This window comes from Burkholderia sp. AU4i (assembly GCF_000466765.1).
GTDB classification, from domain to species: Bacteria; Pseudomonadota; Gammaproteobacteria; order Burkholderiales; family Burkholderiaceae; genus Burkholderia; species Burkholderia cepacia.
Window position 1 is genome coordinate 23,782 of sequence record NZ_ASSI01000088.1, and the last position, 21,839, is coordinate 45,620.

Below are 21,839 nucleotides of genomic sequence, written 5' to 3' on the forward strand. Positions count from 1 at the left end.
TACCACTCTTCAGTTTTATGATCGGCGATGTCTCGCGCGGCCCGCGCGGGAGGTGACATCGCAAATTGCAAAATGCAAAAGGGCGCGGCCGCGGTTTCCCGCAGCCGCGCCCCGTGTGTGTCAGCCGCTTCTTAGTCGAGCGGCGCGGAACGCAGGTCGCTCACCTGTTGCGGCGAGATCGGCGTACCGTTGTTACCCCACGACATCCGGATATACGTGACGACCGCCGCAACCTCCTGGTTCGACAGCGACTGTGCGAACGGCGGCATCCCGTACGGACGCGGATTCTTGAACGTGCTCGGCGGATAGCCACCGTTGAGCACCATGCGGATCGGGTTGACCGCCGATTCCATCACGATCGAGTGGTTGCCCGCGAGCGGCGGATACGCCGGCGGCTTGCCCGCGCCGGTTTCGGCGTGGCAAGTCGCGCAGTTGTCCGCGTAGATCTTCTTGCCCTGGTCGAACAGCGCGTTGCCGAACTGCTTCGACGGCTCGTACTGCATGTTCTTCGGCGCTTCAGCCTTCTGCGGGATCGACTTCAGGTACGTCGACATCGCGCGCGTATCTTCGTCGCTCATGTACTGCAGGCTGTTGTGCACGACGTCGGCCATCGGGCCGAACACCGCGCCCTTGTTCGACACGCCGGCTTGCAGCAGGTCGGACAGCTCCTGCACGTGCCAGTCGCCGAGGCCGAGTTCCTTGTCGTTCGTCAGCGACGGCGCATACCAGTTCTGCAGCGGGATCAGGCCGCCCGCGAAGGCTGCCGAGCTCACCGGGCCGCCCATCATGTTGATCGACGTGTGGCACATCGAGCAGTGGCCGAGGCCCTCGACGAGGTACGCACCGCGGTTCCATTCGACCGACTTGGTCGGATCCGGCTTGTACTCGCCTTCCTTGAAGAACAGCGTGCGCCAGCCGATCAGCAGGTTGCGGTTGTTGAACGGGAACTTCAGTTCGTGCGGACGGCTCGGCACCGACACCGGCGCGACCGAGCGCAGGTACGCGTAGATCGCGTCGGAATCCGCGCGCGTGACCTTCGTGTAGCTCGCGAACGGGAAGCCCGGGTAGAGCAGGCTGCCGTCCTTCGAACGGCCGGTGTGCATCGCGCGGTAGAAGTCGTCCGACGTCCACTTGCCGATGCCGTCCTTGTCGTCCGGCGTGATGTTCGGCGTGTACATCGTGCCGAACGGCGTCGCCATCGGCAGGCCGCCCGCGAACGACTTGCCGCCGCGCACGGTGTGGCACGCGATACAGTCGCCGACGCGCGCGAGGTACTCGCCCTTCTTGATCAGTGCGGCCTGGTCGGCCGGCGTGGCCGCGACGGCGGCGGCGCCGTGCAGCGTGTCGTTGCCCGGCCACAGGACCGGCACGAGGGCGGCGGCCGCGACGATCGCGACAGCCGAGAGTGCAAACAGGGACTTGCGTTTCATTGTGTCTGTCTCCCTTGCCTTATTGCGGTTCGCTGCCGCAGGCGAGCGGAGTCTTCATCGAACGCGCCGGAGCCGGCACGGGGTTGGCGGGCGCCGGTTGCGCGGCGAGCCATGCGGTCACGGCCGTCACGTCTTCGTCGGAAAGCTTCGAAGCGACTTCATGCATGCAGTCGGGCGCCTTCGCGTGGCGGTTGCCCGAGCGCCATGCACCGATCTGCGCGCTCAGGTAGTCGGCGTGCAGGCCGACCAGGCCCGGGATCGCCGGCTGCATGCCGGTGAGCGTCGCGCCGTGGCAGGCCACGCAGGCCGGCAGCTTGCGGGACGGGTCGCCTTGCGTGACGAGCTGCTTGCCGCGCGCGAGCGTCGCGGCCGGCAGCGTCGGCTTCGCCGGCGCCGGGTACGGCGGGCGTTCGGCCGAGAAGTGCTCGGCCATCTCGCGCAGGTAGTCGTCGTTCAGGTACGTCAGCAGGTAGTTCATCGGCGGGTACTTGCGCCGGCCGTCACGGAAGTTGACGAGCTGGTTGTACAGGTACTCGGCCGGCTTGCCGGCAAGACGCGGGAAGTAGTCGTTGTCCGTACCCTGGCCATGGACGCCATGGCAGGCCGTACAGCCGCGCACGCGCTCGGCCATGGTATCGGGTGCCTTGAGCGGCGCCTGCTGGGCGTGCGCTTGCTCCGTGGGCTTGGTCTGCGCTTGGGCAGCGCTCATAAGGCCCGCGCCGCCGAACATCAGAACGGCGAGCAGCGGACGGAAGAGGCGTCTTGAAGACACACGAGACTCCATGTTTATTCGACGGGGACCTGTCCGGGCTACGATCGGCTCGGCGCATGACGGCAAGGCAGCCGGGCTGCTGCGACGCGGCATTCTATCATCGATGGGTAATGACGGCTATTTGGCAAAAGGACATCGGTTCCTGTCCGTTTGCGACTTGCGACAATTTGACGCGCATTGCGCCGCACCTGTGTGAACCGGCGTGCGTTTTCACCATCGAAGACCGTACACTCGCGGGTCGCGCGGCGCCGCCTCCGCCGCAGGTCCAGTCATTTCTCCCGTTTCCGGATTCATCGATGACGTTTTCTACCGTGCCGTTGCCTTCCTCACGCTGTCCGTCCCGTTGCCGCATCGTCGGCCTGCCGCTTTCGGGAGGGTGCGCGCGATGAAGTTCGACAGCTTGTGGATCGGTCAGGTCGCGCTCGCGGCGCTGATGGACGCCGCGTTCGCGATGGCGGTCGGCTCGGCGCTGCTCAAGGCTTGGCTCGGCAAGGACGGGGCACGTCCGGTCGTCGCGCCGTCCCATCCCGCGTGGCTGCGCGCGCAACATTCGCTGGTTGCGGCGGCGCTGGCGCTGGTGCTCGCGGATCTCGGCTGGCTCGTCTACGAGGCCGCGACGATGAGCGGCGCGGGGCTCGGCGGCGCGTTCGCCGCGATTCCCGTGATGCTGACGCAGACCCATACGGGCTTCGCGTGGAGCGTCGCGTTCGCCGGCGCCGTGGTGCTCGCGATCGTCGCGCTGGCGAAGCCGGAAGGCCCGGTCGCGCACGCGGTGCTGTGGCTCGCGGTGATCGTGGTCGCGGCCGGCAAGGCCTCGCTCGGCCATGCGGCCGACACGGGCGCGCTGTCCGCGGCGGTCGGCGTGCAGACGCTGCATCTGCTCGCGACCGCCGTGTGGGGCGGCCTCGTGCTCGCGGGCGGGCTCGCGGTGCTGCCGGCGCTCGGTTCGTCGGTCGCGCGCGGCGCGCTGATCCGCATCGGCCAGCACCTGTCCCGTACGTCGATCGTCGCGGTCGTGTTCGTGCTCGGCACCGGCGCGCTCAATGCGATCCGCGGGCTCGGCGGGTCGCTTGCGCCGCTCGACGGCAGCACGTGGGGGCGCGTGTTGCTGCTGAAGCTGCTGCTCGTCGCGCTCGCGCTCGTGCTCGGTGGCCTGAACCGCTTCTCGGCGCTGCCGCGCCTGCGCCGCACCGCGTCGACCGAGGATGCGCACACGTTCCGCAACATCCTGCATCTCGAGGCGCTGACGATGATCGGCGTGTTCGTCGCGGCCGCGGTGCTGTCGTTCAGCGTGCCGGGGTTTGCGGCGCTCGGCTGACGGCCGGTTGCGCGCGGCGCGACGCCAAGCCGCCGACGCGCATCCGCCACGTGCATTCACCATGTGCCCGGCCCCGCGCCGGGCATGCAAAAACGGCTGCCTGTCGGGCATCCGTTCTCGTATCGATACTTGCCGCGACTCAGCGCGACTCAGCGCGCACGCCGCGCATCGCGCTCACCACTCGGCGACGCTGCCGTCCGCATGGCGCCATACCGGGTTGCGCCAGCGGTGGCCCGTCTTCGCCATCTCGCGCACCTTCTCCTCGTTCACGTCGATGCCGAGCCCCGGACCCTGCGGGATCGCGACGAAGCCGTCCTCGTAGCGAAACACCTCGGGGTTGCGCAGGTAGTCGAGCAGGTCGTTGCCCTGGTTGTAGTGGATGCCGAGGCTCTGCTCCTGGATGAACGCGTTGTAGCTGACCGCGTCGAGCTGCAGGCACGCGGCGAGCGCGATCGGGCCGAGCGGGCAGTGCAGCGCGAGCGCGACGTCGTAGCTCTCCGCGAGCGTCGCGATCTTGCGGCACTCGGTGATGCCGCCCGCGTGCGACGCGTCGGGCTGGATGATGTCGACGTAGCCGCCCGCGAGGATGTGCTTGAAGTCCCAGCGCGAGTAGAGCCGCTCGCCGAGCGCGATCGGCGTGTTGGTCTGGTTGACGATGTCGCGCAGCGCCTCGGCGTTCTCCGACAGCACGGGCTCCTCGATGAACATCAGCTTGTACGGGTCGAGCTCCTTCGCGAGCACCTTGGCCATCGGCTTGTGCACGCGGCCATGGAAGTCGACGCCGATTCCGACGTGCGGGCCGACCGCGTCGCGCACGGCCGCGACGTTCGCGATCACCTGCTCGACCTTGTCGTAGGTGTCGACGATCTGCAGCTCCTCGGAGCCGTTCATCTTCACGGCCTTGAAGCCGCGCTCGACCACCGCGCGCGCATTGTTCGCGACGTCGCTCGGCCGGTCGCCGCCGATCCACGAATACACCTTGATGCGATCGCGCACCTGGCCGCCGAGCAGCGCATGCACCGGCACGCCGTGATGCTTGCCCTTGATGTCCCACAGCGCCTGGTCGACGCCCGCGATCGCGCTCATCATGATCGGGCCGCCGCGGTAGAAGCCCGCGCGGTACATCACCTGCCAGTGATCCTCGATCAGCAGCGGGTCGCGGCCGACGAGGTAGTCGGCCAGTTCCTGCACGGCGGCCTCGACCGTGTGCGCGCGGCCTTCGACGACAGGCTCGCCCCAGCCGACGATGCCCTCGTCGGTTTCGATCTTGAGGAACAGCCAGCGCGGCGGGACGACGAAGGTTTCGAGGCGGGTGATTTTCACGATGCGGGTCTCCAAGATTGACCGGCGCGGGCAGTCGGGTGCCGCGCGCGGTCGCGTGCTTTCGCGGTTATCCTAGCGCAGGCCGATAAAAAATAGTATTAATAGCACTATTGTGCAGATAGTGGGCAGTCGGACCACCCGGGTACCGGCATAACGGAGAACGATCATTCGACGCGACCTGCATGGACAGACGGCCTTCCGGCTCGCCACGGCGATCCTGCGCGGCGACTACCCGCCCGAGTCGCTGCTGCCGAGGGAACCCGACCTGATGGAGATGTACGGCGTGAGCCGCACGGTGATGCGCGAGGCGCTGCGCACGCTCACGTCGAAGGGGCTCGTCGAGTCGCGGCCGAAGATCGGCACACGCGTGCGACCGCGCGGCGTATGGAACCTGCTCGACGCCGACCTGCTCGACTGGTATGCGCGCGTCGCGCCGCCGCTCGCGTTCGCGCTGAAGCTGCAGGAGATGCGCGAGATGGTCGAGCCATACGCGGCCGCGCTCGCCGCGCGCATGCATACACCGGCAACGTTCGAGGCGATCGACGGCGCGGCGCGTGCGATGGCCGCCGCGCGCAACGTCGACGAATGGGTGCGCGCCGACCTGCGTTTTCACCTGAGCGTGCTCGAGGCCGGCGGCAACGAACTGCTGGTGCCGCTCGGCACGCTGATCGATCGCACGCTCGAGGCGCAGCTGCACCTGAACGCGCGTCGCGCGGACGTGTACAACGCGTCGCTCGCCGAGCACACGGCCGTCAGCGACGCGATCCGCATGCGCGACGAGGACGGTGCGCGCCGCGCGATGGCGGCGCTGCTCGCGGTGACGCGCGCGCGGATCGAGATGTCGTGACGCGAAACGGCGGGCGGCGCGGCGCGGTCAGGCGTTCGCGCAGCCGCCCGGCTTGTGGATGCGCTCGGTCGACGCCGGGTATTTCGCGAGCAGGCTCGCCGGTCGCCGCGGGCGCACGGCGAAGTCGCCGCCGCAGTTGGGGCAGCGGCCCTTCAGCACGTCGTCGGCGCAGGTCGCGCAGAACGTGCATTCGAACGTACAGATGCGGGCATCCGCCGAATCGGGCGGCAGGTCCTTGTCGCAGCATTCGCAGCCGGGGCGCATTTCGAGCATGACGGTTTTCCTTGTTCGGACAGGGGCGGGAAGGGCGCCGCCGGACATTGCGCGCGGCGCATCTGCGCGCTACTGTACCCGCCTGGATCGGTCTGGCCAACGGTGTCCCGCCGGGGCGCCGCCGATGCGCACGGGCCGCACCGGGAGACGACCATGATTTATCGCGGAAGCTGTCATTGCGGAGACGTGAAGTTCGAGGCGGAAGGCGACCTGCAGGACGTGATGGCGTGCAACTGCTCGATCTGCCAGCGCAAGGGCGCGCTGATGTGGTTCGTGCCGCGCGATCGCATGACGCTGCTCACGCCCGACGCGCATCTCGCCACCTACATGTTCAACAAGCACGTGATCAAGCACCGCTTCTGCAAGCGCTGCGGGATTCACACGTTCGGCGAGGGCGTCCACCCGAACGGCACCGCGATGGTCGCGATCAATGTGCGCTGTCTCGAAGGTGTCGATCTCGACGCGCTGCCGGTCACGCACTACGACGGCCGCTCGCACTGAGCGGCGCGTCGGCGCATGGCACGACGTGCGGCCGTCAGGACGGTTGCGCGGCCGCGGCACCCGTCGCCGGCGCTGCCGCCTGCGGGGCGGCGCCCGCGGTATGCGTGCCGGTGCCGGCCGGCCGTTCGATCAGCGGCGCGAGTGCCGGCGCCATCGACTTCAGCAACTGCACGGCCATCGCGCTCGTGAAGTCGTAGCGTGCCGCGTACGGTTCGTGCGCGGTTGCCGTCAGGACCCCAAAGAACCGGTCGCCGAGCACGAACACGAACGTGCCGCTGCGGTTCACCTTGCGCGACTCGATCAGCCGTGCGCCGCGCGCATAGACGTTGAAGCGCTGGTCGCCCGTCCCGGTCTTGCCGTACACGTCGAGCGTCTTGCCGTCGGGCAGCGTGAAGCCGCCCGCGAGGCGGCGCGCGGTGCCGTTGAGCACGACGTCGCGCAGCAGCGTGTGCGCGACGTTGACGATCTCCGGCGACAGCATCGGTTGCGGCTGCGCGGCCGCGCGCACGAAGCGCGTTTCGTACGGCGTGCCCTTCGCGAAGTCGAGCTGCGTGATCGTCTCGGTCGGCGCTTTCTGCCCGCCGTTCGCGATCAGGCCGATCAGTTTCGCGAGCGCGTCGGGCTGGTCGCCCGATGCGCCGATCGCGGCCGCGTACGACGGCGTGACTTCCGCGAACGGGTAGCCGAGTGCCCGCCACGACTTCGTGATCTCCGCGTACGCGCGCAGTTCGACCATGCGACGGATGCGCCGGTCCTGGGTCGCGTGGTAGCGCGTCTTGTACAGCCACGAGTACGTGTAGAAACGCGCGTCGCGGCTGTCACGCTGGACATCGGCAAGCGCCGCCGCCGGGTGGGCGCGCAGGTAGTTGAGCGTCCACAGCGCGAGCGGATGCACGCTCGCGATATAACCGCGATCGTTGAGGTTGAAGCGGTCGATCGCATACTTCGCGTAGAGCCTGGCGAGATCGTCGTCGGACAGTGTCGCGGCCGGCGTGCCCTTCAGTTGCGCGCGCATCTGCGCGTCGAACCACGCGAGCGATTCGTTCGGCGCGACGCTGCGCAGCACCGTCGCGATCTTCGGCGGCGACTTGCGCACGTCCTTCAGCATCAGCGCGAGCGCGTCGTCGGGCGCCTTGCCCGCATAGCGCGTGTAGTAGCGCTTCACGTAGACCTGGCTTTCGCCGTCGACGAACTGCTGCAGGTAATGCCGGCGCTGTTCGGGGTCGCCGAGCCACGACGACGACGGGCCGGCCGCCTGCAGCGTCTCGTAGTGGACGATGTCGCGCATCAGCCGCACGAACACGAGGTTGACCGAATGCTCGAAGGCCGCGTGCAGCGTCAGGATGCGGCCGTTGTCCGACTTTTCGAAGTTCGAGAACACCTGTGCGCCGCCGCCCGTGTAGAACACGTCGGGGCTCGCCGAATACTTGCGTTCGACGGCCGCGTCGAGCATCGCCTGCAGCGAGCGGTCGCGCGTATGCGACAGGTAGTCGAGCGCCCAGTGCGACAGCCCGTCGATCGGGTCGGGCTTCACGCGGGCCAGCTCCGCGTTCGACAGGTTCGCGTAGCGTGCATGCAGGTCGGACACGATCTGCAGGTAGGTGATCAGCGTGCGCAGCTTCGCGGTCGAGCCGAGGTTGATGCGGCCGCCGCGATTGACGTCGAACGGCTCGTTCACGCTGTCGGTCTGCACGCGCAGCAGGTTCGCGCCGTTGCGGTGTTCGTACAGCGTGAAGCTGTACGTGAGGTGCGACGGGTCGTCCTTCGGCGCGAGCATCTCGAAACCGTACAGGCCGGCCGCCTGCGCGCCGTCGCGCGTCGACGCCCGTGCGAGCCGTTCGGCGACGGCCTGCTGCACGCCGTTGTCGAGCGTGCTGGTCGCCTGCAGGTCGAACTGGTCGAGCTGGTACAGGTCGCTGATGCCGAGCGCCGACAGCAGCGACGCGCGCGCGGACGTCACGGCCTTGCGCGACACGAACGACTGCACGTGCGCGGCGGCCGGCGGCGCGCTGCGTTCGATCTGCGCGGCAAGCGCGGCATCGCGCAGCGCCGGCGAGATCACGCCGCCGTTCGACAGCAGCCTCAGGTAGCTGTCGGTCAGCCGCTCCAGGGCCGGATAACCGCGATTGAGGAAGTACGACGGCGCGCGCTGCGCGATGATCAGCGACAGCACCTCGCGGAACGCCTTGCCCTGTTCGTCGACGTTGTCGCCCGTCGTCGGCGCGGACAGGATGCGGTTCACGTCGTTGAAGTCGCGGCCGTACCACGCGGCGAGGCCGTCGCCGATGCCGGTGATCTCACCGATGTGCGGCCGCGCGGCGAGCGGGACGGAATTCAGGTAGCGCACGACGATGGTACGGCGCGCGGGCATCGTCTGCGGGCCGTTCAGGTACGCACGCACCGACGCCGACGCGATCTGTCGCAGCTTCTCGGGCGGCGTCGCGGTGCGGCCCTCGGGCGAATGTCGGAACTTCTCGATCTGCGTCGCGAGCGTGCTGCCGCCCGGGCGCGCCTGGTGGCGGTTGACGACGTGCAGCGCCTGGTCGGCGAGCGCGCGGCTGAAGCGCCCCCAGTCGATTGCCGGGTTGCGGTTCGGCTCGTTCGCGTCGAGCAGGTAGCGATCCTCGATGAACAGCAGCGAATCGGCGATCACGCGCGGCACCCTGTCGAAGTCGGCATAGACGCGCTGCGGGAACACGGTCGCGAACAGCGGTGCACCGGTCGAGTCGAACAGCGTCAGGCCCGCCTGGTCCTTCTCCTCGAACGGGAGGAACAGCCCGCGATCGCCGATCGACAGCATCCGCTGCGAATCGCGCGCCTGCTTGCCGACGACGAAGCCGCGCGCGAGCAGCCGCTCCTGGAACGCCGGAATCATCGCGTAGCCGAGGCGCTGGTCGTACGGGCCGTTCGCGGGGAAGCGGATGCGATCGCTCGGGCCCGCCTCGAGCGTGTAGCCGACGTCGCGGGTGAGATCGGACAGGTAGTGCGCCTGCAGCCGGGACGTTTCGATCTCGCTCTGCACGAGCCGCGCGACGATCGCCACCGCGATCAGCAGCGCGGCGAGCAGGGACCACTTGACCCACGTCCAGACCGATGCGGGACCGGTCACGCGCGGCAGGATACGATTCAGCGGCCGATTCATGGCGGCGTCTCCCTGAAGGCGCGGGCTCCGGCCGCACCCCATTAAGGATTAGTGTAGTCCTCCGCAGCGGGCTGCCAAGGGCGTCGACTACCGAGATGCGTCGACGCAACGTGCATGCCTGTGACGCGGGGCAACGGGCGCCGCGCCGCGATGGTGCGCGCCGCTGCGGCTCAAACGTTTGCGCGTTGCGCGCGGCGACGTCCGCGTGGCAGGGGCGACGCCGGGCAGGCCCGCGTGGCCGGGCCGACGGACGATGCACGGATTTCGTGCGCTGCGGCATCGTTCCAATTCGGGCCGGAACCCGTTCGTGAAAGAGAGGCGTCGCACGGCGACGCTACGGGTTTCCGCGATAGCCGCGCGCGCCGGCGGCGGGTACGATCGCCGGATGTGCGGCGCATGTCCGCTTCCGCCCGGAGTCCCATGGCGATCCATCCCGTCGCACTCGTGTGCACGGCCATCCTCGGGCTGCTGCTGTTCGGGCTCGGGTTCGTCGTGACCGTCACGCGCTTTCGATGCACCATCGGGTCCGGGTGTGCGTCCGACCCGACGAACGGGCTACACAAGATCGTGCGCGCGCACGGCAACACGGCCGAATACGCGCCGTTCCTCGCGGTGCTGTTTCTCCATTTCGGCGCGCACGATCCGTCTCGCGCGATCCTCGCGCTGATCGTCGCGGCAACCGCGTGCCGCTGCCTGCTGGTGATCGGATTGCTCGCGTGGCCGACGATGGCCAACCCGAATCCCGTGCGTTTCATCGGCGCGCTCGGCACGTACCTGTGCGGGGCCGCGCTGTGCATCGCGCTGTTCGTCTGAACGGTGGCGCTACCGCCACAGCAGCGTCGCGCGATCGTGCCGGCGCACGGCTTCGACGAAGCAGTGGATCAGGTAGTCGCAGGCAATCGTGTTCAGCGCATCGCGGCGCGTGAGCACGCCGACCGACACGGCCGGAATCGTTTCCTCCACGTCGATCGCGACCATCCGCTCGCGAATCCAGTCGATTTCCATGAAGCTCTTCGGCACGCACGACACGGTGTCGGTGTGCACCGACAGCGAAAACGCCGCGCTGAACGACGTGCATTCGACGATCGGCTGCGGCGCCGGATAACCGTGTGCGACGAACACGTCCTGCAGCAGCCGGCCGATGCTTTCAGGCGACGTGTTGAGGATCCACTGCGCGTCCTGCAATTGCGCGAGCGACGTGCAGTGACGCAGCGGATTGCTCGCGCGCGTCATCAGGATCAGTTCCGATTCGAGCAGCGGCCGGAACGTGAATTCCGGCGACAGCCGGGCCGCGTCGACGATCGCGATCACGAAGTCGAGCGAGCCGTCGCGCAGCCGCGGCAGCGCCGTGTCGAGAAATCCTTCGCGCACGTCGAGGCGGATCGTCGGCATGCGCTGCCGGAACGCGTCGAGCGCGGCCGGCAGGAAGCCGAGCGACACCAGCGGCGTCAGCGCGCATGCGAGCGCACCTTCCTTGCCGCCCGACAGCTGGATCACGTCGTCGCGCGCGTGCTGCATCTCCGCGAGGATCAGCCGTGCGCGGGCATAGACGGCCTGCCCGAAACGCGTGAGCTGCGCGCCGCGCGCGTTGCGCGTGACGAGCGGCACGCCGAGATCGAGTTCGAGTTCGCGGATCGCCTTCGTCAGCGCGGGCTGCGACAGGTGGATCGCGCGCGCGGCCGCGCGCAGGCTGCCGTGTTCGGCGATGGCGGCAAGCGCCCGGAGCTGGTGGTGTTTCACGGCGAGGCGGGGCGCGGCGGCGGTGGCGACGTTCGTATCCTACACCGCGTTTCCGCGCGGAAAGCACGCGATAACCGTGCGTTATCACGATCGAAAAATGTCGCTCCGGGCTGCGTATTTTGAATGCCTAGACTGCATGCGCAGGCCGTCCAACGGGCCGTGCACACGACACGCATAACCAGTACGGAGACACACCTTCATGAAGGCGCCCCGAGCAGGCAGCATGTTCGGCGGGCATGTCGGCGACGTTGCCGCATCCCCGTCCAATCGTCAGCTGATTGTCGCGATCACGATCGGCAACGGCCTCGAATTCTTCGATCTCACCGTGTTCAGTTTCTTCGCGGTGCTGCTCGGCAAACTGTTCTTTCCCGCGGTCTCCGCGCAGCAGCAGTTGCTGATGTCGGTCGCGACCTTCGGCGTCGGCTTCATCGCGCGGCCGATCGGCGGTGTCGTGATCGGGCTCGTCGCCGACCGCTTCGGCCGCGTGCCCGCGATGAACCTCACGCTCGTCACGATGGCGATCGGCACCGGGATGATCGGCGTGCTGCCGACCTATGCGCAGATCGGCATCGCGGCGCCCGTGCTGGTCGTCGTCGCGCGGCTGCTGCAGGGCTTTTCGGCCGGCGGCGAGGTCGGCGTATCGACGTCGCTGCTCGCCGAGCGCGCGCCGGCCGGCGAACGCGGCTACTACACGAGCTGGCAGTTCGCGAGCCAGGGCGCCGCGGCGCTGGCCGGTTCGTTCGTCGGCTTCCTGCTGTCGCATTTCCTCGATACCGCCTCGCTCGAAGCGTGGGGCTGGCGCGTGCCGTTCCTGCTGGGCGTGCTGATCGCACCGATCGGCCTCTACCTGCGCGCACGCTTCAGCGCGCTCGAGCAGCACGCGCCGGCCGCGGCCGCGCGGCGTTCGTCGGCCGTGCTCGGCACCGTGCTGCGGCGCGACGGCGGCGCCGTGCTGACCGCGCTCGGCCTCGTGGTCGGCGGCACGGCCGCGCACTTCATCGTGCTCTATTACATGTCGACGTACGCGATCAAGGTGCTGCACCTGCCGATGGATACCGCGCTGTGGTGCGGAATCCTGTCCGGCGCCGTGATGTTCGTCGCCGCGCCCGTCGGCGGACGGCTGTCGGATCGCAACGGCAGCAAGCGCGTCGCGCTGTGGTCGCGCCTCGCGCTGACCGTGCTGATCCTGCCGGGCTTCTGGCTGATCCGCGCGGTGCCGTCGATCGCGACGATGTACGCTGTCGTGATGCTGCTCGCCGCGCTGCACTCGATCAACGCGGGCGCGAATGGCGTGATCCTCGCGGAACTGTTCCCGAAGAGCACGCGCGCCACCGCACTGTCGATCGCATATGCGGGCGGCGTGTCGATCTTCGGCGGCTTCGCGCAGTTCATCGTCACGTGGATGATCGGCGCGACCGGCAATCCGGCGGCGCCAGCGTGGTACGTGATCGTCTGCGGCGTGCTGTCGCTCGTCGCGCTCGCGTTCGCATCGGATCGCAGCGAACACGATGCGTGACCGCTGCCGCCGCCTTCCTTTCCGCTTTCTTCCCCGCTTTTTTCCCTCTTCGCCCCGAACCGTATGACCGCCACCGTTTCGCTATCGTCCCCGCCCGCCGACGTGATGGCCGGCGACCTGTGCGACCTGTCCGCCCGCACGATGCTCGACCTGCTGAAGACCCGGCAGATCAGCGCGTGCGACCTGCTCGATGCGCATCTCGCGCGGATCGCGACGGTCAACCCGCGCGTGAATGCGCTCGTGACCGTCGTCGATCTCGACGTACTGCGCGGCCGTGCGCGCGACATCGACGCCCGCTGGATGCGCGGCGAATGGCAGGGGCCGCTGCACGGGCTGCCGGTGTCGCAGAAGGATCTCACCGCGACGCGCGGCGTGCGCACGACCTACGGTTCGCGGTTGTTCGCCGATCATGTGCCGCTGCATGACGCGCTCGTCGTGCGCCGCTGCGCGAGCGCCGGTGCGCTGATGGTCGGCAAGTCGAACACGCCCGAATTCGGCGCCGGGTCGCATACGTTCAACGACGTGTTCGGCGCGACGCGCAACCCGTGGGACCTGACGCGTTCCGCGGGCGGCAGCAGCGGCGGCGCGGCGGCCGCGCTCGCGTGCGGGATGAATCCGCTCGCATGCGGCAGCGACATGGGCGGTTCGCTGCGCAACCCGGCCGCGTGGAACAACGTCGTCGGGTTGCGGCCGTCGCCGGGCCGCGTGCCGCGCGCGCCCGACCTGAACGGCTGGGCGACGCTCGGCGTTGACGGGCCGATGGCGCGCGACGTGGCCGATACCGCGTTGCTGCTGTCGGCGATCGCCGGGCCGGGCGGCGAGACCGCGACCGAACTCGCGGACCCGGGTGCGCGCTTCGCGCAGCCGCTCGAACGCGACTTCCGCGGCACGCGCATCGCGATGTCGCGCGGCCTGCCCGGCGTGCCGGTCGATCCCGAGATCGCGCGGGCGGTCGATGCGCAGGCGCGTGTGTTCGCGGCGCTCGGCTGCGAAGTCGAATTCGACGATCCCGATCTGTCGGACGCCGAGGACGTGTTCCGCATCGAGCGCGCATGGATGATCGGCACGCTGGTAGACGGGTTCGACGATGCGCAGCGTGCGGCGCTGAAGCCCGAGATTCACGATGAATACCGGCTGCATCGGTCGCTGACGGCCGCCGATCTCGGCCGCATGTTCGTGCGCAAGACGCGGCTGTTCGAGCGGATGCGCACGTTCATGCAGCGCTACGCGTTCTACGTGCTGCCGACGACACAGGTGATGCCGTTCGACGTCGGCCTGCGCTCGCCTGCGCACGTGCAGGGGGCCGCGAGCACGTCGTACATCGACTGGATGCGCGTGTGCTGGTACCTGTCGTCGACCGAGGCGCCGATCCTGTCGGTGCCGTGCGGCTTCGGCGCGACCGGTTTGCCGATCGGCATGCAGATCGTCGGCCGCTATCGCGACGACTGGGGCGTGCTGCAGTTCGGTCACGCATACGAAGTCGCGGCCGGCCGCCGCTGGGCCCCGCCGGCGGTCGTCGCCGACGCGATGCGCTAGCCGTCCTCCCCGATTTACCCCTGACCGTTCCGGTTCGCTCCGGAGCAGGCCGCGCGCCTGCGGGGGACGCGCACGCCTGCGTTTTGCCATTCGACCCGCGCAATGGAGACCTTCCGATGAAAAAACTGCTGTTGGCAGGCGCGGGCGTCGCGCTGATCGCGGGTGCGGCGCACGCACAGAGCAGCGTGACGCTGTACGGCATTATCGACGAAGGGCTGACCTACACGAGCAACCTTGCGGTCGCCGGCCCGAACGGCGCCGTGAGCGGCAAGCCGGCGTGGCGGATGCTCGGCGGCGTGCAGCAGGCGAGCCGCTGGGGGTTGCGCGGCGTCGAGGATCTCGGCGGCGGGCTGGCGGCCGTCTTCACGCTCGAGAACGGCTTCGACCCGAGCACCGGCAAGCTCGGGCAGGGCGGGCTGATCTTCGGCAAGAAGGCGTTCGTCGGGCTGTCGGGGCCGTTCGGTACCGTCACGCTCGGGCGCCAGTACGACACCAACGTCGACTTCCTCGGGCCGCTCGAGGCCGCCGCGCTGTTCGGCGGCTACATGGTTGCGCACCCCGGCGATCTCGACAACGTGAACAACGCGAACTCGACCAACAACGCGATCAAGTTCACCAGCAACGACTACGGCGGATTGCGCTTCGCGGCCATGTACGGCGTGGGCGGCATCGCGGGCGCGGCGACGCGCAACCAGGTGTGGTCGATGACGGCCGGCTACACGCGCGGGCCGCTCGTGGTCGCGGCCGGCTACCTGAATGCGCGCAACCCGAACGTGTCGTTCTTCGGCACGACCGGCAGCCCCGCGCCGGTCGTCGGCGGCGTGCCGGGCAACAACATGCTGTCGCCCGTGTATTCCGGTTATGCGTCGGCGCGCACGCTGCAGGTCGCGGCGGCGGGCGGCACCTACGCGATGGGCGCGGTGACGCTCGGCGCGATGTACACGAACACGTCGTTCCGCGGGCTCGGCGACCTGTCGTCCGGGCCGAACCCCGGTGGCGTGTCCGGCAACGCGGTGTTCAACAACGTCGAGGGCAGCGTGCGCTACCAGTTCACGCCCTACCTGTTCGGCGGCGTCGCGTACGACTACACGCGCGGCGGCGGTGTGAATGGCCGCGACGGCGCGACGTACCACCAGGTGGCGGCCGGGCTCGACTATTTCCTGTCGAAGCGCACCGACGTGTACGCGACCGCCGTCTTTCAGCGCGCATCGGGCACCGATTCGACGGGGCACGCGGCGGTTGCCGCGATCAACGGCCCCGGCGCGTCCGCGAACGACCGCCAGTTCGAGGCGCGGATCGGCATCCGGCACAAGTTCTGACGGATGCGGCGATCGGCAGGCGGCGGCCGCGAGCGGTGATATGCTCGCGGCACGCCCGCGATCGACGGGCGGATTCCGATTGCCCGTGTGCGGCCTTGATGCCGCGCTGCACGGCATTTCCGAGGGAAGAACCGACACATGAGCCGCAAATTCATTCTGAAGGGCGACACGACCGACCACGGCGGCGTGGTGCTCGAAGGGATCGCCAATTCGTCGTTCGACGGACGTGAACTCGCTTTTCTCGGCGCGTCGGTGTTCTGCGCCGCCTGCAAGTCGCCCGGCGTGATCGTGTCCGACGGCGGCGAGCGGACGATGACCGTGATGGGCAAGGTCGTCGCGCTCGAACACGACCTGTGCCAGTGCCAATGCACGCCGCAGCCGAAGCTGATCGCGTCGCAGGCCACCGGGACGATCACCGGATGAAACCCGCCGCGCGGATGCGGTCGGCATCCACGCGGCCTCGACGCACGGCCAACGGCCGTCAGACGCTGCCTTCGGTTTCGATCACGAGGATGCGTGCTTCGCCGAGCGGATGCGCGACGTGCTCGGTGCCGGCCGTCGCGTGGAACACGTCACCCGTTTCGAGCAGCGTCGCGTGCTCGACGCCTGCTTCCCGATAACGCATCTCGACGCGACCGTCGAGCACCGCGAACACTTCCTCGCCGTCGTTCACGTGCCATCGATACGGCTGGTCGGTCCAGTGCAGGCGAACCGTGATGCCGCGCAGGTTCGCGATGTCGAGCGCGCCCCACGCACGGTCCGCGGTGAACGCGGCGCTGCGGACGATATTCATCGATATGTTCTCCGGCGCGAGTGCGCGTTGTCTTTCAGTCGTCGAGGCAATTTCCCCGTACCCGCATTCAGCGCGACATCGCGCGCAGCGCCTGCTCGATCGTCGCCTTGCGCTTCGCGAAACCGGCCGCTGAACGTTCGGTGACGCGCTTCACGACGGCTGCCGGCGCGGTGTCCGGCGAACCGGCGTCGAACGGCGGTGCGGGCGCGTATTCGAGTTGCAGCTGGATCGCCTGCGCTTCCTCGTCGCCGGCCAGTTCCGCGGCGATCGTCAACGCGAAGTCGATGCCGGCCGTGACGCCGCCGCCCGTGATCAGGTTGCCGTCGCGCACCACGCGCTCGCGCACCGGCACCGCGCCGAGCGGTTCGAGCAGCGTGTGGAATGCCCAGTGCGTCGTCGCGCGCCGCCCGCGCAGCAGGCCGGCCACGCCGAGCAGCAGCGCGCCCGTGCAGACCGACGTCACGTAGCGCGCGGTGGCCGCGCGCTGCTGCACGAAGGCGATCGTTTCGGCATCGAGCAGCAGTTCGTTGATCCCGATGCCGCCCGGAATGCAGATCACGTCGAGCGGCGGGCAATCATCGAACGTGCAGGTCGGCGCGAGCGCGAGCCCGCTGCTCGACGCGACGGTGTCGCGCGACTTCCAGACCAGGTGGACGGCCGCGTCGGGCAGCGACGCGAGCACGTCGTGCGGGCCGGTGAGATCGAGTTGCTGGACGCCCGGGAACACGAGAAAACCGATATGCAGGGTCATGCGAAGACTCCGGTTGGAAGGGGGGCGCACCGTTGCCGGCGCGGGATGGACAGATCGATTCTAGGCGCGTAGTGTTTGGCGAAATTGCCATATCGCCCACGTTTTCAGCCAATCGCCATGCCTGCCGCCCCGCGTTCGATCCTGGTCCTCGCGTTCCCTCGTGCCCAGCTGCTCGACGTGTCGGGGCCGCTGCAGGTGTTTGCGTCCGTCAACGAGCTCGCGCTGGAGCGCGGGCAGCCGGCGCCCTACGCGCCGCGTGTCGTCGCGGCCGAGGCGGGGCCCGTCGAGACGTCGTCGGGTCTCGTCGTGATGGCCGAGTCGCTGCGCTCGGCCGCACGCCACCCCGATACGCTGATCGTCGCCGGCGGCAAGGGCGTGCATGCGGCATCCCGGGACGCGCGGCTGGTGCGCTGGGTGCGGCAGCAGGCGGCGCGCACGCGGCGCGTGGCGTCCGTCTGCACCGGCGCATTCCTGCTCGCCGAGGCCGGCCTGCTCGACGGGCGCCGTGCGGTCACGCACTGGGCGCGTTGCGACGAGTTCGCGGCGCGCTATCCGAACGTGCACGTCGAATCCGATCCGATCTTCATCCGCGAAGGCGCGCTGTGGACCTCGGCCGGCGTGACGGCCGGCATCGATCTCGCGCTCGCGCTGGTCGAGGAGGACCTGGGGCGGGCAACCGCGCTCGACGTCGCGCGCGAACTCGTCGTGTTCCTGAAGCGCCCGGGCGGACAGGCGCAGTTCAGCACGATGCTGTCGATGCAGCGTACCGACGACCGGTTCGGCGAACTGCATGCGTGGATGGCGGAGCACCTGACGGCCGATCTGTCGGTGCCCGCGCTGGCCGAGCGCGCAAGCATGAGCGAGCGCAGCTTCGTGCGCCACTACCGCGCGGGCACCGGCCGCACCCCCGCGCGCGCGGTCGAGCAGCTCCGCGTCGAGGCCGCGCAGCGCCTGCTCGGCGAAACGGCTTGGCCCGTCAAGCGGATCGCCGCGCGTTGCGGCTTCGGCTCCGAGGAGACGCTGCGACGCTGTTTCGTGCGGGTGCTGGGCGTGTCGCCGCAAGGCTATCGCGAGCGATTCGTGCGATAACGCACGGCGTACGGCTGCGCTCGGGGCCGGAACGATCGCCGAGTGCGACTGAACGGAAATCGATCGTTTTCCAGTCCGAAACGCAGAAACTATTCAGGATCGGAGAACAATGGGCGGGGGCTTGTGCCGTGCCCGTCGCGCGCTCTATTCTGTTCCGTTGGCGATTCGAAGGGGGAGCAGCATGGACCGAATCCAGGCAATGGAAGTTTTTACCCGTGTGGTCGACGCGAACAGCTTCACACGCGCGGCCGACACGCTCGCGATGCCGCGCGCGTCGGTGACGACCATCATTCAGAACCTCGAGGCGCTGCTGGGCGTGCGCCTGATGCACCGGACGACACGCAGGCTGTCGCTCACGCCGGAAGGTGCGGCGTACTACGAGCATTGCACGAAGATCATCTCGGAAATCGCGGAGGCCGACGCGAGTTTCCAGACGGGCAACCGCAAGCCGAGCGGCGTGCTGCGTGTCCACATGCCGAGTTCGCTCGGGCGGCGCATCGTGCTGCCGTCGCTGTCGATTTTCCGGCAGCGCTACCCCGACATCACGCTCGAACTGGGGCTCTCCGACCGCTACGTGGATCCGGTCGAGGAGGGCATCGACTGCATGATCCGGGTCGGGCCGCTCGAGGATTCGTCGATGGTCGCGCGGCGGATCGGGATGCTGAAGCGCGTGACCTGCGCGTCGCCCGATTACCTCGCGCGTCACGGCGAGCCGCACGAGATTGCCGATCTCGCCGACCATCACGCGGTGAATTTCCGTGCGAGCCACGGCGCGCGCGCGATTCCGTGGGTGTTCATGATCGACGGGAAGCCGTTCGAGGTGCGGATGAACGGCAGCGTCACGGTCAATGATTCGGATGCCTACGTGACGTGCGGGCTCGAAGGGTTCGGGATGATCCAGCCGACGCTGTTCATGGTGCTGCCGAACCTGCTCGACGGCTCGCTGGTCGAGGTGCTGCCTGACTGCAATCCGAAGCCGAAGCCGATTTCGATCGTCTATCCGCACAACCGGCACCTGTCGCAGAAGGTGCGCGTGTTCGCCGACTGGGTCGCGGAGGTGTTCGAGGCGACGCCGTCGCTGGAAGGCGGGGAGAACTGGCGCGGGCGGGTGGGGGCGCAGGCGGAGAAGCTGCAGCGAGGGGCGGTGGCGGCGTGAGGCGCCGGGGCGCGGCCGGGGTGGCCGTGCCGCCGGTCACCGCGGTGTTGGCGTCCCGGAAAAGCCGCGTGTCGATGCTGCGGTTTCAGTTGCGGGATTGATCCGGAACAGCGCCTTGCCCCGCGCGATCGCGCAGTGCGGCAGGCAATTTCCACAGCATCAGTTCGCGCGTGCCGATTGCCCACAGCGCGGAACCGTCCCACGAAAAGGCCAGCGCCTGGATCTCGCTGTTTTTGGGTAGCGACGATGCGTCGAGCTGCACGGGCGTGCGGCCTTGTGCGACATCCCAGAGTGCCACGCGATGTTGCCAGCCGCCCGCTTTGTAGGTCGTACCCATCGCAAGGAAGCGACCGTTTGCCGAACGGGCGGCGGCCTTGAAGGAGTCGGCAGCGCCCAGCAGGGGCGACAGTACGTGCCCGTTCTTGAGATCCACTACGTGCATGCCGACGAAGCGCGTCCGTTTCGGGTCCGGGGCCTTCACGGGAGGTGGCGTGCTGCCGTCGTCGTCGAGCAACAACTCGAAGCCTGTCGCGATCCATTGACCCTGCGGCGAGCCGAGCGGCTTGGGCGCCCAATGAGCGATGCCGGCGGCGCTGACGGAATCCGGCGCGCCAAAGCGCCGGGGCAACACGATCGTACGCAGCGTGCGGCCGGTGCGGGCGTCCAGCTCGGCGAGCCCTTGCGAATCGACCGTCCAGTAGCTCCCGGAAGGCCGCCAGCGTACCGGCCAGATCAGCGCATTGCTGCCGTTGCTGATCTCGTCCATCAGCGACTGGCGTACCGACGACAGCGTCGTGACGAACGGCCACGGATCGTCGTTGCCCGGCGGCGGTGACGCCGGGCGCTGCACGGTCAGGAACGCGGAGCCGACCGGATTCGCGTCCTTCTCGCCATGCCGAAGGTCATGCCAGAAATTGGCCGGCAGGTCGTCATCGAGAATCCAGGACATATCGCTCATCTGATGGTCTCGCCAATCGGTCTCGCCCGGCCAGACGACTTCATGACGATCGACCTTGCTGCTCGCGATGTCGTATCGGTACAGGCATGGCTTGCTCTTGGCGTCGGGCTGGCCGTCGAACCAGACGGCGCTGCCGTCGCCGTTGATCATCATCTGTCGCGGCCCCTCCTTGCCGTGCCAGATTTCGTCCGCCTGCAACGCGCCGTTGGCCGCGCGCAGCCGCCACACGTACTCGTTCCAGCCGCGGTTGTCGGCCACCTGGGCGCTGAACAGCAGGCTGCCATCCGGCAGGCCGAGGATGTCGTGCGGGTACAGCAACGTGCGTTGCGACGGGTCGGTCACGAACTTGTCCCAGCGGATGATCGACGGCTTGATTACCGGGGCGCTCGGGTCCGGCGCCACCGGCTTGATGGCAGGGGGCGGCATCGACGGTGCCGAGGGCAACTGCCATGCAGCGGGCGACGTGGCGATTTCCAGCCTGGCTGGCAGTGCGGACAACGCGTCGGTCAATGCCGTGAACACGTCGGCCGGGACGACGGAGATGCCGGTCCTGCTGGATTGTGTCCGGTTGCCGCTGAACACGTCCAGGTCCTGGAGTGTCAATGCCTTCCACAGGCTGTAGTCGGGGTTGGGCCGGGAGTCGATGCGACCGAACTGAACGACCGTCGCCGGATGCCCGAATATGGCGCTCGTCTCCTGCACCCTGACGAACAGCGCGCTGCGGTACTGGCCGGTGATGCCGTCGCTGTGATCCTGGCGGGCCTCCCAGAACGCGTAGGTGGGTTGCAGCGCGGGCAGGCCGGAGCCGCTGAACAGCCGGTCGACGCGGGCCCGGGCCTGATCCATGCGCCAGTCCAGTTCCTGCCGGGTGATTGCGCCTTGTTGCAGCGCCTGCTGCAGTCTCGGCAAGGTCGCATGGTCGGCAATGGCTGCGCGCAGGTCCGGCCGGCGCGACAACAGGACATGGCTCCAGGGGTCCGGCAAACTCTGCAACTGCCAGCTATCGGCACTGGCCTTGACCGGGCTCGTCCGTTGCAGCACGCGCTCCACGAGCGGCTGCACCTGGTCATAGGGAGCGGAGACCAGCTGGAACACGGCTCCCGCATAAGCTTGCCGGTTCTTGCCGTTGTCCCAGATCAGCACCTGTTCGCCTCGACGGGCGGCTACTTCGTAATCGTCGTCGTGCCCGGTGTCGCGCAGTTGCTCGAATCTCCAATGCAGGCCTTCGACGGTGGTGTCTGGCAGCGGGTCGGCTCGGCAGGCGAGCGGGAGTGCGATGCCGATCAGAATCGACAGGAAGCATGCGAGGCGTTTTCTCATTGACGTTGTGCCCGGATGCAGCGGGAATTTGGACGTACGGATTCTAAGCGCGGTG

Annotated in this window: 19 protein-coding genes; 10 read left to right on the forward strand and 9 right to left on the reverse strand. The window is 68.5% G+C overall.

The features are described 5' to 3' along the window. Positions 1-131: 131 nt before the first annotated feature. A complete protein-coding gene (locus L810_RS20385) occupies positions 132-1,430 on the reverse strand; it encodes a c-type cytochrome (RefSeq protein WP_021160171.1) in 1,299 nt (432 codons plus the stop codon). A 19-nt stretch (positions 1,431-1,449) separates the two neighbouring features. After that, a complete protein-coding gene (locus L810_RS20390; protein ID WP_042975501.1) occupies positions 1,450-2,214 on the reverse strand; it encodes a c-type cytochrome in 765 nt (254 codons plus the stop codon). A 373-nt stretch (positions 2,215-2,587) separates the two neighbouring features. Between L810_RS20390 and L810_RS20395 the strand changes: the two genes are divergently transcribed. Continuing rightward, positions 2,588-3,520 (forward strand): CopD family protein, encoded by a 933-nt coding sequence (locus tag L810_RS20395; RefSeq protein WP_021160174.1) that lies wholly within the window; start codon positions 2,588-2,590, stop codon positions 3,518-3,520. A gap of 174 nt (positions 3,521-3,694) precedes the next feature. On the opposite strand, the gene dgoD is transcribed toward L810_RS20395, so the two are convergent. Next, a complete protein-coding gene (gene dgoD / locus L810_RS20400) occupies positions 3,695-4,843 on the reverse strand; it encodes a galactonate dehydratase (RefSeq protein WP_021160175.1) in 1,149 nt (382 codons plus the stop codon). 163 nt (positions 4,844-5,006) lie between these two features. Here dgoD and L810_RS20405 point away from each other — a divergent pair, with 163 nt between their 5' ends. Beyond that, positions 5,007-5,690 (forward strand): FadR/GntR family transcriptional regulator, encoded by a 684-nt coding sequence (locus L810_RS20405; protein WP_060059174.1) that lies wholly within the window; start codon positions 5,007-5,009, stop codon positions 5,688-5,690. A gap of 27 nt (positions 5,691-5,717) precedes the next feature. Here L810_RS20405 and L810_RS20410 read toward each other — a convergent pair whose 3' ends face one another. Then, entirely contained in the window at positions 5,718-5,963 is a 246-nt protein-coding gene (locus L810_RS20410) for a DUF1272 domain-containing protein (protein ID WP_021160177.1), read from the reverse strand. A gap of 153 nt (positions 5,964-6,116) precedes the next feature. Between L810_RS20410 and L810_RS20415 the strand changes: the two genes are divergently transcribed. Further along, entirely contained in the window at positions 6,117-6,464 is a 348-nt protein-coding gene (locus tag L810_RS20415; protein ID WP_021160178.1) for a GFA family protein, read from the forward strand. A 34-nt stretch (positions 6,465-6,498) separates the two neighbouring features. On the opposite strand, the gene L810_RS20420 is transcribed toward L810_RS20415, so the two are convergent. Further along, positions 6,499-9,606 (reverse strand): transglycosylase domain-containing protein, encoded by a 3,108-nt coding sequence (locus L810_RS20420; protein ID WP_021160179.1) that lies wholly within the window; start codon positions 9,604-9,606, stop codon positions 6,499-6,501. Positions 9,607-10,026: 420 nt separating this feature from the next. Here L810_RS20420 and L810_RS20425 point away from each other — a divergent pair, with 420 nt between their 5' ends. Further along, positions 10,027-10,419 (forward strand): MAPEG family protein, encoded by a 393-nt coding sequence (locus L810_RS20425; RefSeq protein ID WP_021160180.1) that lies wholly within the window; start codon positions 10,027-10,029, stop codon positions 10,417-10,419. 9 nt (positions 10,420-10,428) lie between these two features. Here L810_RS20425 and L810_RS20430 read toward each other — a convergent pair whose 3' ends face one another. After that, a complete protein-coding gene (locus L810_RS20430) occupies positions 10,429-11,346 on the reverse strand; it encodes a LysR substrate-binding domain-containing protein (RefSeq protein ID WP_021160181.1) in 918 nt (305 codons plus the stop codon). A gap of 199 nt (positions 11,347-11,545) precedes the next feature. Between L810_RS20430 and L810_RS20435 the strand changes: the two genes are divergently transcribed. The 4 genes from L810_RS20435 (at position 11,546) to L810_RS20450 (ending at position 16,140) form a co-directional block, all read left to right on the forward strand. Beyond that, the gene (locus L810_RS20435) at positions 11,546-12,862 is read left to right on the forward strand and encodes an MFS transporter (protein WP_021160182.1); all 1,317 of its coding nucleotides are present in this window, start codon (positions 11,546-11,548) and stop codon (positions 12,860-12,862) included. 63 nt (positions 12,863-12,925) lie between these two features. Further along, a complete protein-coding gene (locus L810_RS20440) occupies positions 12,926-14,398 on the forward strand; it encodes an amidase (RefSeq protein ID WP_021160183.1) in 1,473 nt (490 codons plus the stop codon). 116 nt (positions 14,399-14,514) lie between these two features. Further along, positions 14,515-15,717, forward strand: a complete 1,203-nt coding sequence (locus L810_RS20445; protein ID WP_021160184.1) for a porin — start codon at positions 14,515-14,517, stop codon at positions 15,715-15,717. A 138-nt stretch (positions 15,718-15,855) separates the two neighbouring features. Beyond that, positions 15,856-16,140, forward strand: a complete 285-nt coding sequence (locus L810_RS20450; RefSeq protein ID WP_021160185.1) for a PAAR domain-containing protein — start codon at positions 15,856-15,858, stop codon at positions 16,138-16,140. A gap of 58 nt (positions 16,141-16,198) precedes the next feature. Here the strand turns inward: L810_RS20450 and L810_RS20455 are convergent, their stop codons facing one another. Both L810_RS20455 and L810_RS20460 read right to left on the reverse strand, forming a co-directional pair. Next, entirely contained in the window at positions 16,199-16,510 is a 312-nt protein-coding gene (locus L810_RS20455) for a cupin domain-containing protein (protein ID WP_021160186.1), read from the reverse strand. A gap of 67 nt (positions 16,511-16,577) precedes the next feature. Next, the gene (locus L810_RS20460; protein WP_021160187.1) at positions 16,578-17,261 is read right to left on the reverse strand and encodes a DJ-1/PfpI family protein; all 684 of its coding nucleotides are present in this window, start codon (positions 17,259-17,261) and stop codon (positions 16,578-16,580) included. A gap of 117 nt (positions 17,262-17,378) precedes the next feature. Here L810_RS20460 and L810_RS20465 point away from each other — a divergent pair, with 117 nt between their 5' ends. Continuing rightward, positions 17,379-18,350, forward strand: a complete 972-nt coding sequence (locus L810_RS20465) for a GlxA family transcriptional regulator (RefSeq protein WP_042975508.1) — start codon at positions 17,379-17,381, stop codon at positions 18,348-18,350. A 181-nt stretch (positions 18,351-18,531) separates the two neighbouring features. After that, positions 18,532-19,506, forward strand: coding sequence for a LysR family transcriptional regulator (locus L810_RS20470; protein ID WP_021160189.1), 975 nt, complete (start codon positions 18,532-18,534; stop codon positions 19,504-19,506). 85 nt (positions 19,507-19,591) lie between these two features. Here the strand turns inward: L810_RS20470 and L810_RS20475 are convergent, their stop codons facing one another. Continuing rightward, the gene (locus tag L810_RS20475; RefSeq protein ID WP_021160190.1) at positions 19,592-21,784 is read right to left on the reverse strand and encodes a WD40 repeat domain-containing protein; all 2,193 of its coding nucleotides are present in this window, start codon (positions 21,782-21,784) and stop codon (positions 19,592-19,594) included. Between the last annotated feature and the right edge of the window lie 55 nt (positions 21,785-21,839).

Coding starts and splice junctions, on each gene's coding strand:
- L810_RS20450 (WP_021160185.1), top strand. CDS start 15,856: ATGAGCCGCAAATTCATTCTGAAGGGCGACACGACCGACCACGGCGGC.
- L810_RS20435 (WP_021160182.1), top strand. CDS start 11,546: ATGAAGGCGCCCCGAGCAGGCAGCATGTTCGGCGGGCATGTCGGCGAC.
- L810_RS20390 (WP_042975501.1), bottom strand. CDS start 2,214: ATGGAGTCTCGTGTGTCTTCAAGACGCCTCTTCCGTCCGCTGCTCGCC.
- L810_RS20425 (WP_021160180.1), top strand. CDS start 10,027: ATGGCGATCCATCCCGTCGCACTCGTGTGCACGGCCATCCTCGGGCTG.
- L810_RS20410 (WP_021160177.1), bottom strand. CDS start 5,963: ATGCTCGAAATGCGCCCCGGCTGCGAATGCTGCGACAAGGACCTGCCG.
- L810_RS20415 (WP_021160178.1), top strand. CDS start 6,117: ATGATTTATCGCGGAAGCTGTCATTGCGGAGACGTGAAGTTCGAGGCG.
- L810_RS20445 (WP_021160184.1), top strand. CDS start 14,515: ATGAAAAAACTGCTGTTGGCAGGCGCGGGCGTCGCGCTGATCGCGGGT.
- L810_RS20460 (WP_021160187.1), bottom strand. CDS start 17,261: ATGACCCTGCATATCGGTTTTCTCGTGTTCCCGGGCGTCCAGCAACTC.
- L810_RS20475 (WP_021160190.1), bottom strand. CDS start 21,784: ATGAGAAAACGCCTCGCATGCTTCCTGTCGATTCTGATCGGCATCGCA.
- L810_RS20385 (WP_021160171.1), bottom strand. CDS start 1,430: ATGAAACGCAAGTCCCTGTTTGCACTCTCGGCTGTCGCGATCGTCGCG.
- L810_RS20395 (WP_021160174.1), top strand. CDS start 2,588: ATGAAGTTCGACAGCTTGTGGATCGGTCAGGTCGCGCTCGCGGCGCTG.
- L810_RS20440 (WP_021160183.1), top strand. CDS start 12,926: ATGACCGCCACCGTTTCGCTATCGTCCCCGCCCGCCGACGTGATGGCC.
- L810_RS20455 (WP_021160186.1), bottom strand. CDS start 16,510: ATGAATATCGTCCGCAGCGCCGCGTTCACCGCGGACCGTGCGTGGGGC.
- L810_RS20420 (WP_021160179.1), bottom strand. CDS start 9,606: ATGAATCGGCCGCTGAATCGTATCCTGCCGCGCGTGACCGGTCCCGCA.
- L810_RS20470 (WP_021160189.1), top strand. CDS start 18,532: ATGGACCGAATCCAGGCAATGGAAGTTTTTACCCGTGTGGTCGACGCG.
- L810_RS20465 (WP_042975508.1), top strand. CDS start 17,379: ATGCCTGCCGCCCCGCGTTCGATCCTGGTCCTCGCGTTCCCTCGTGCC.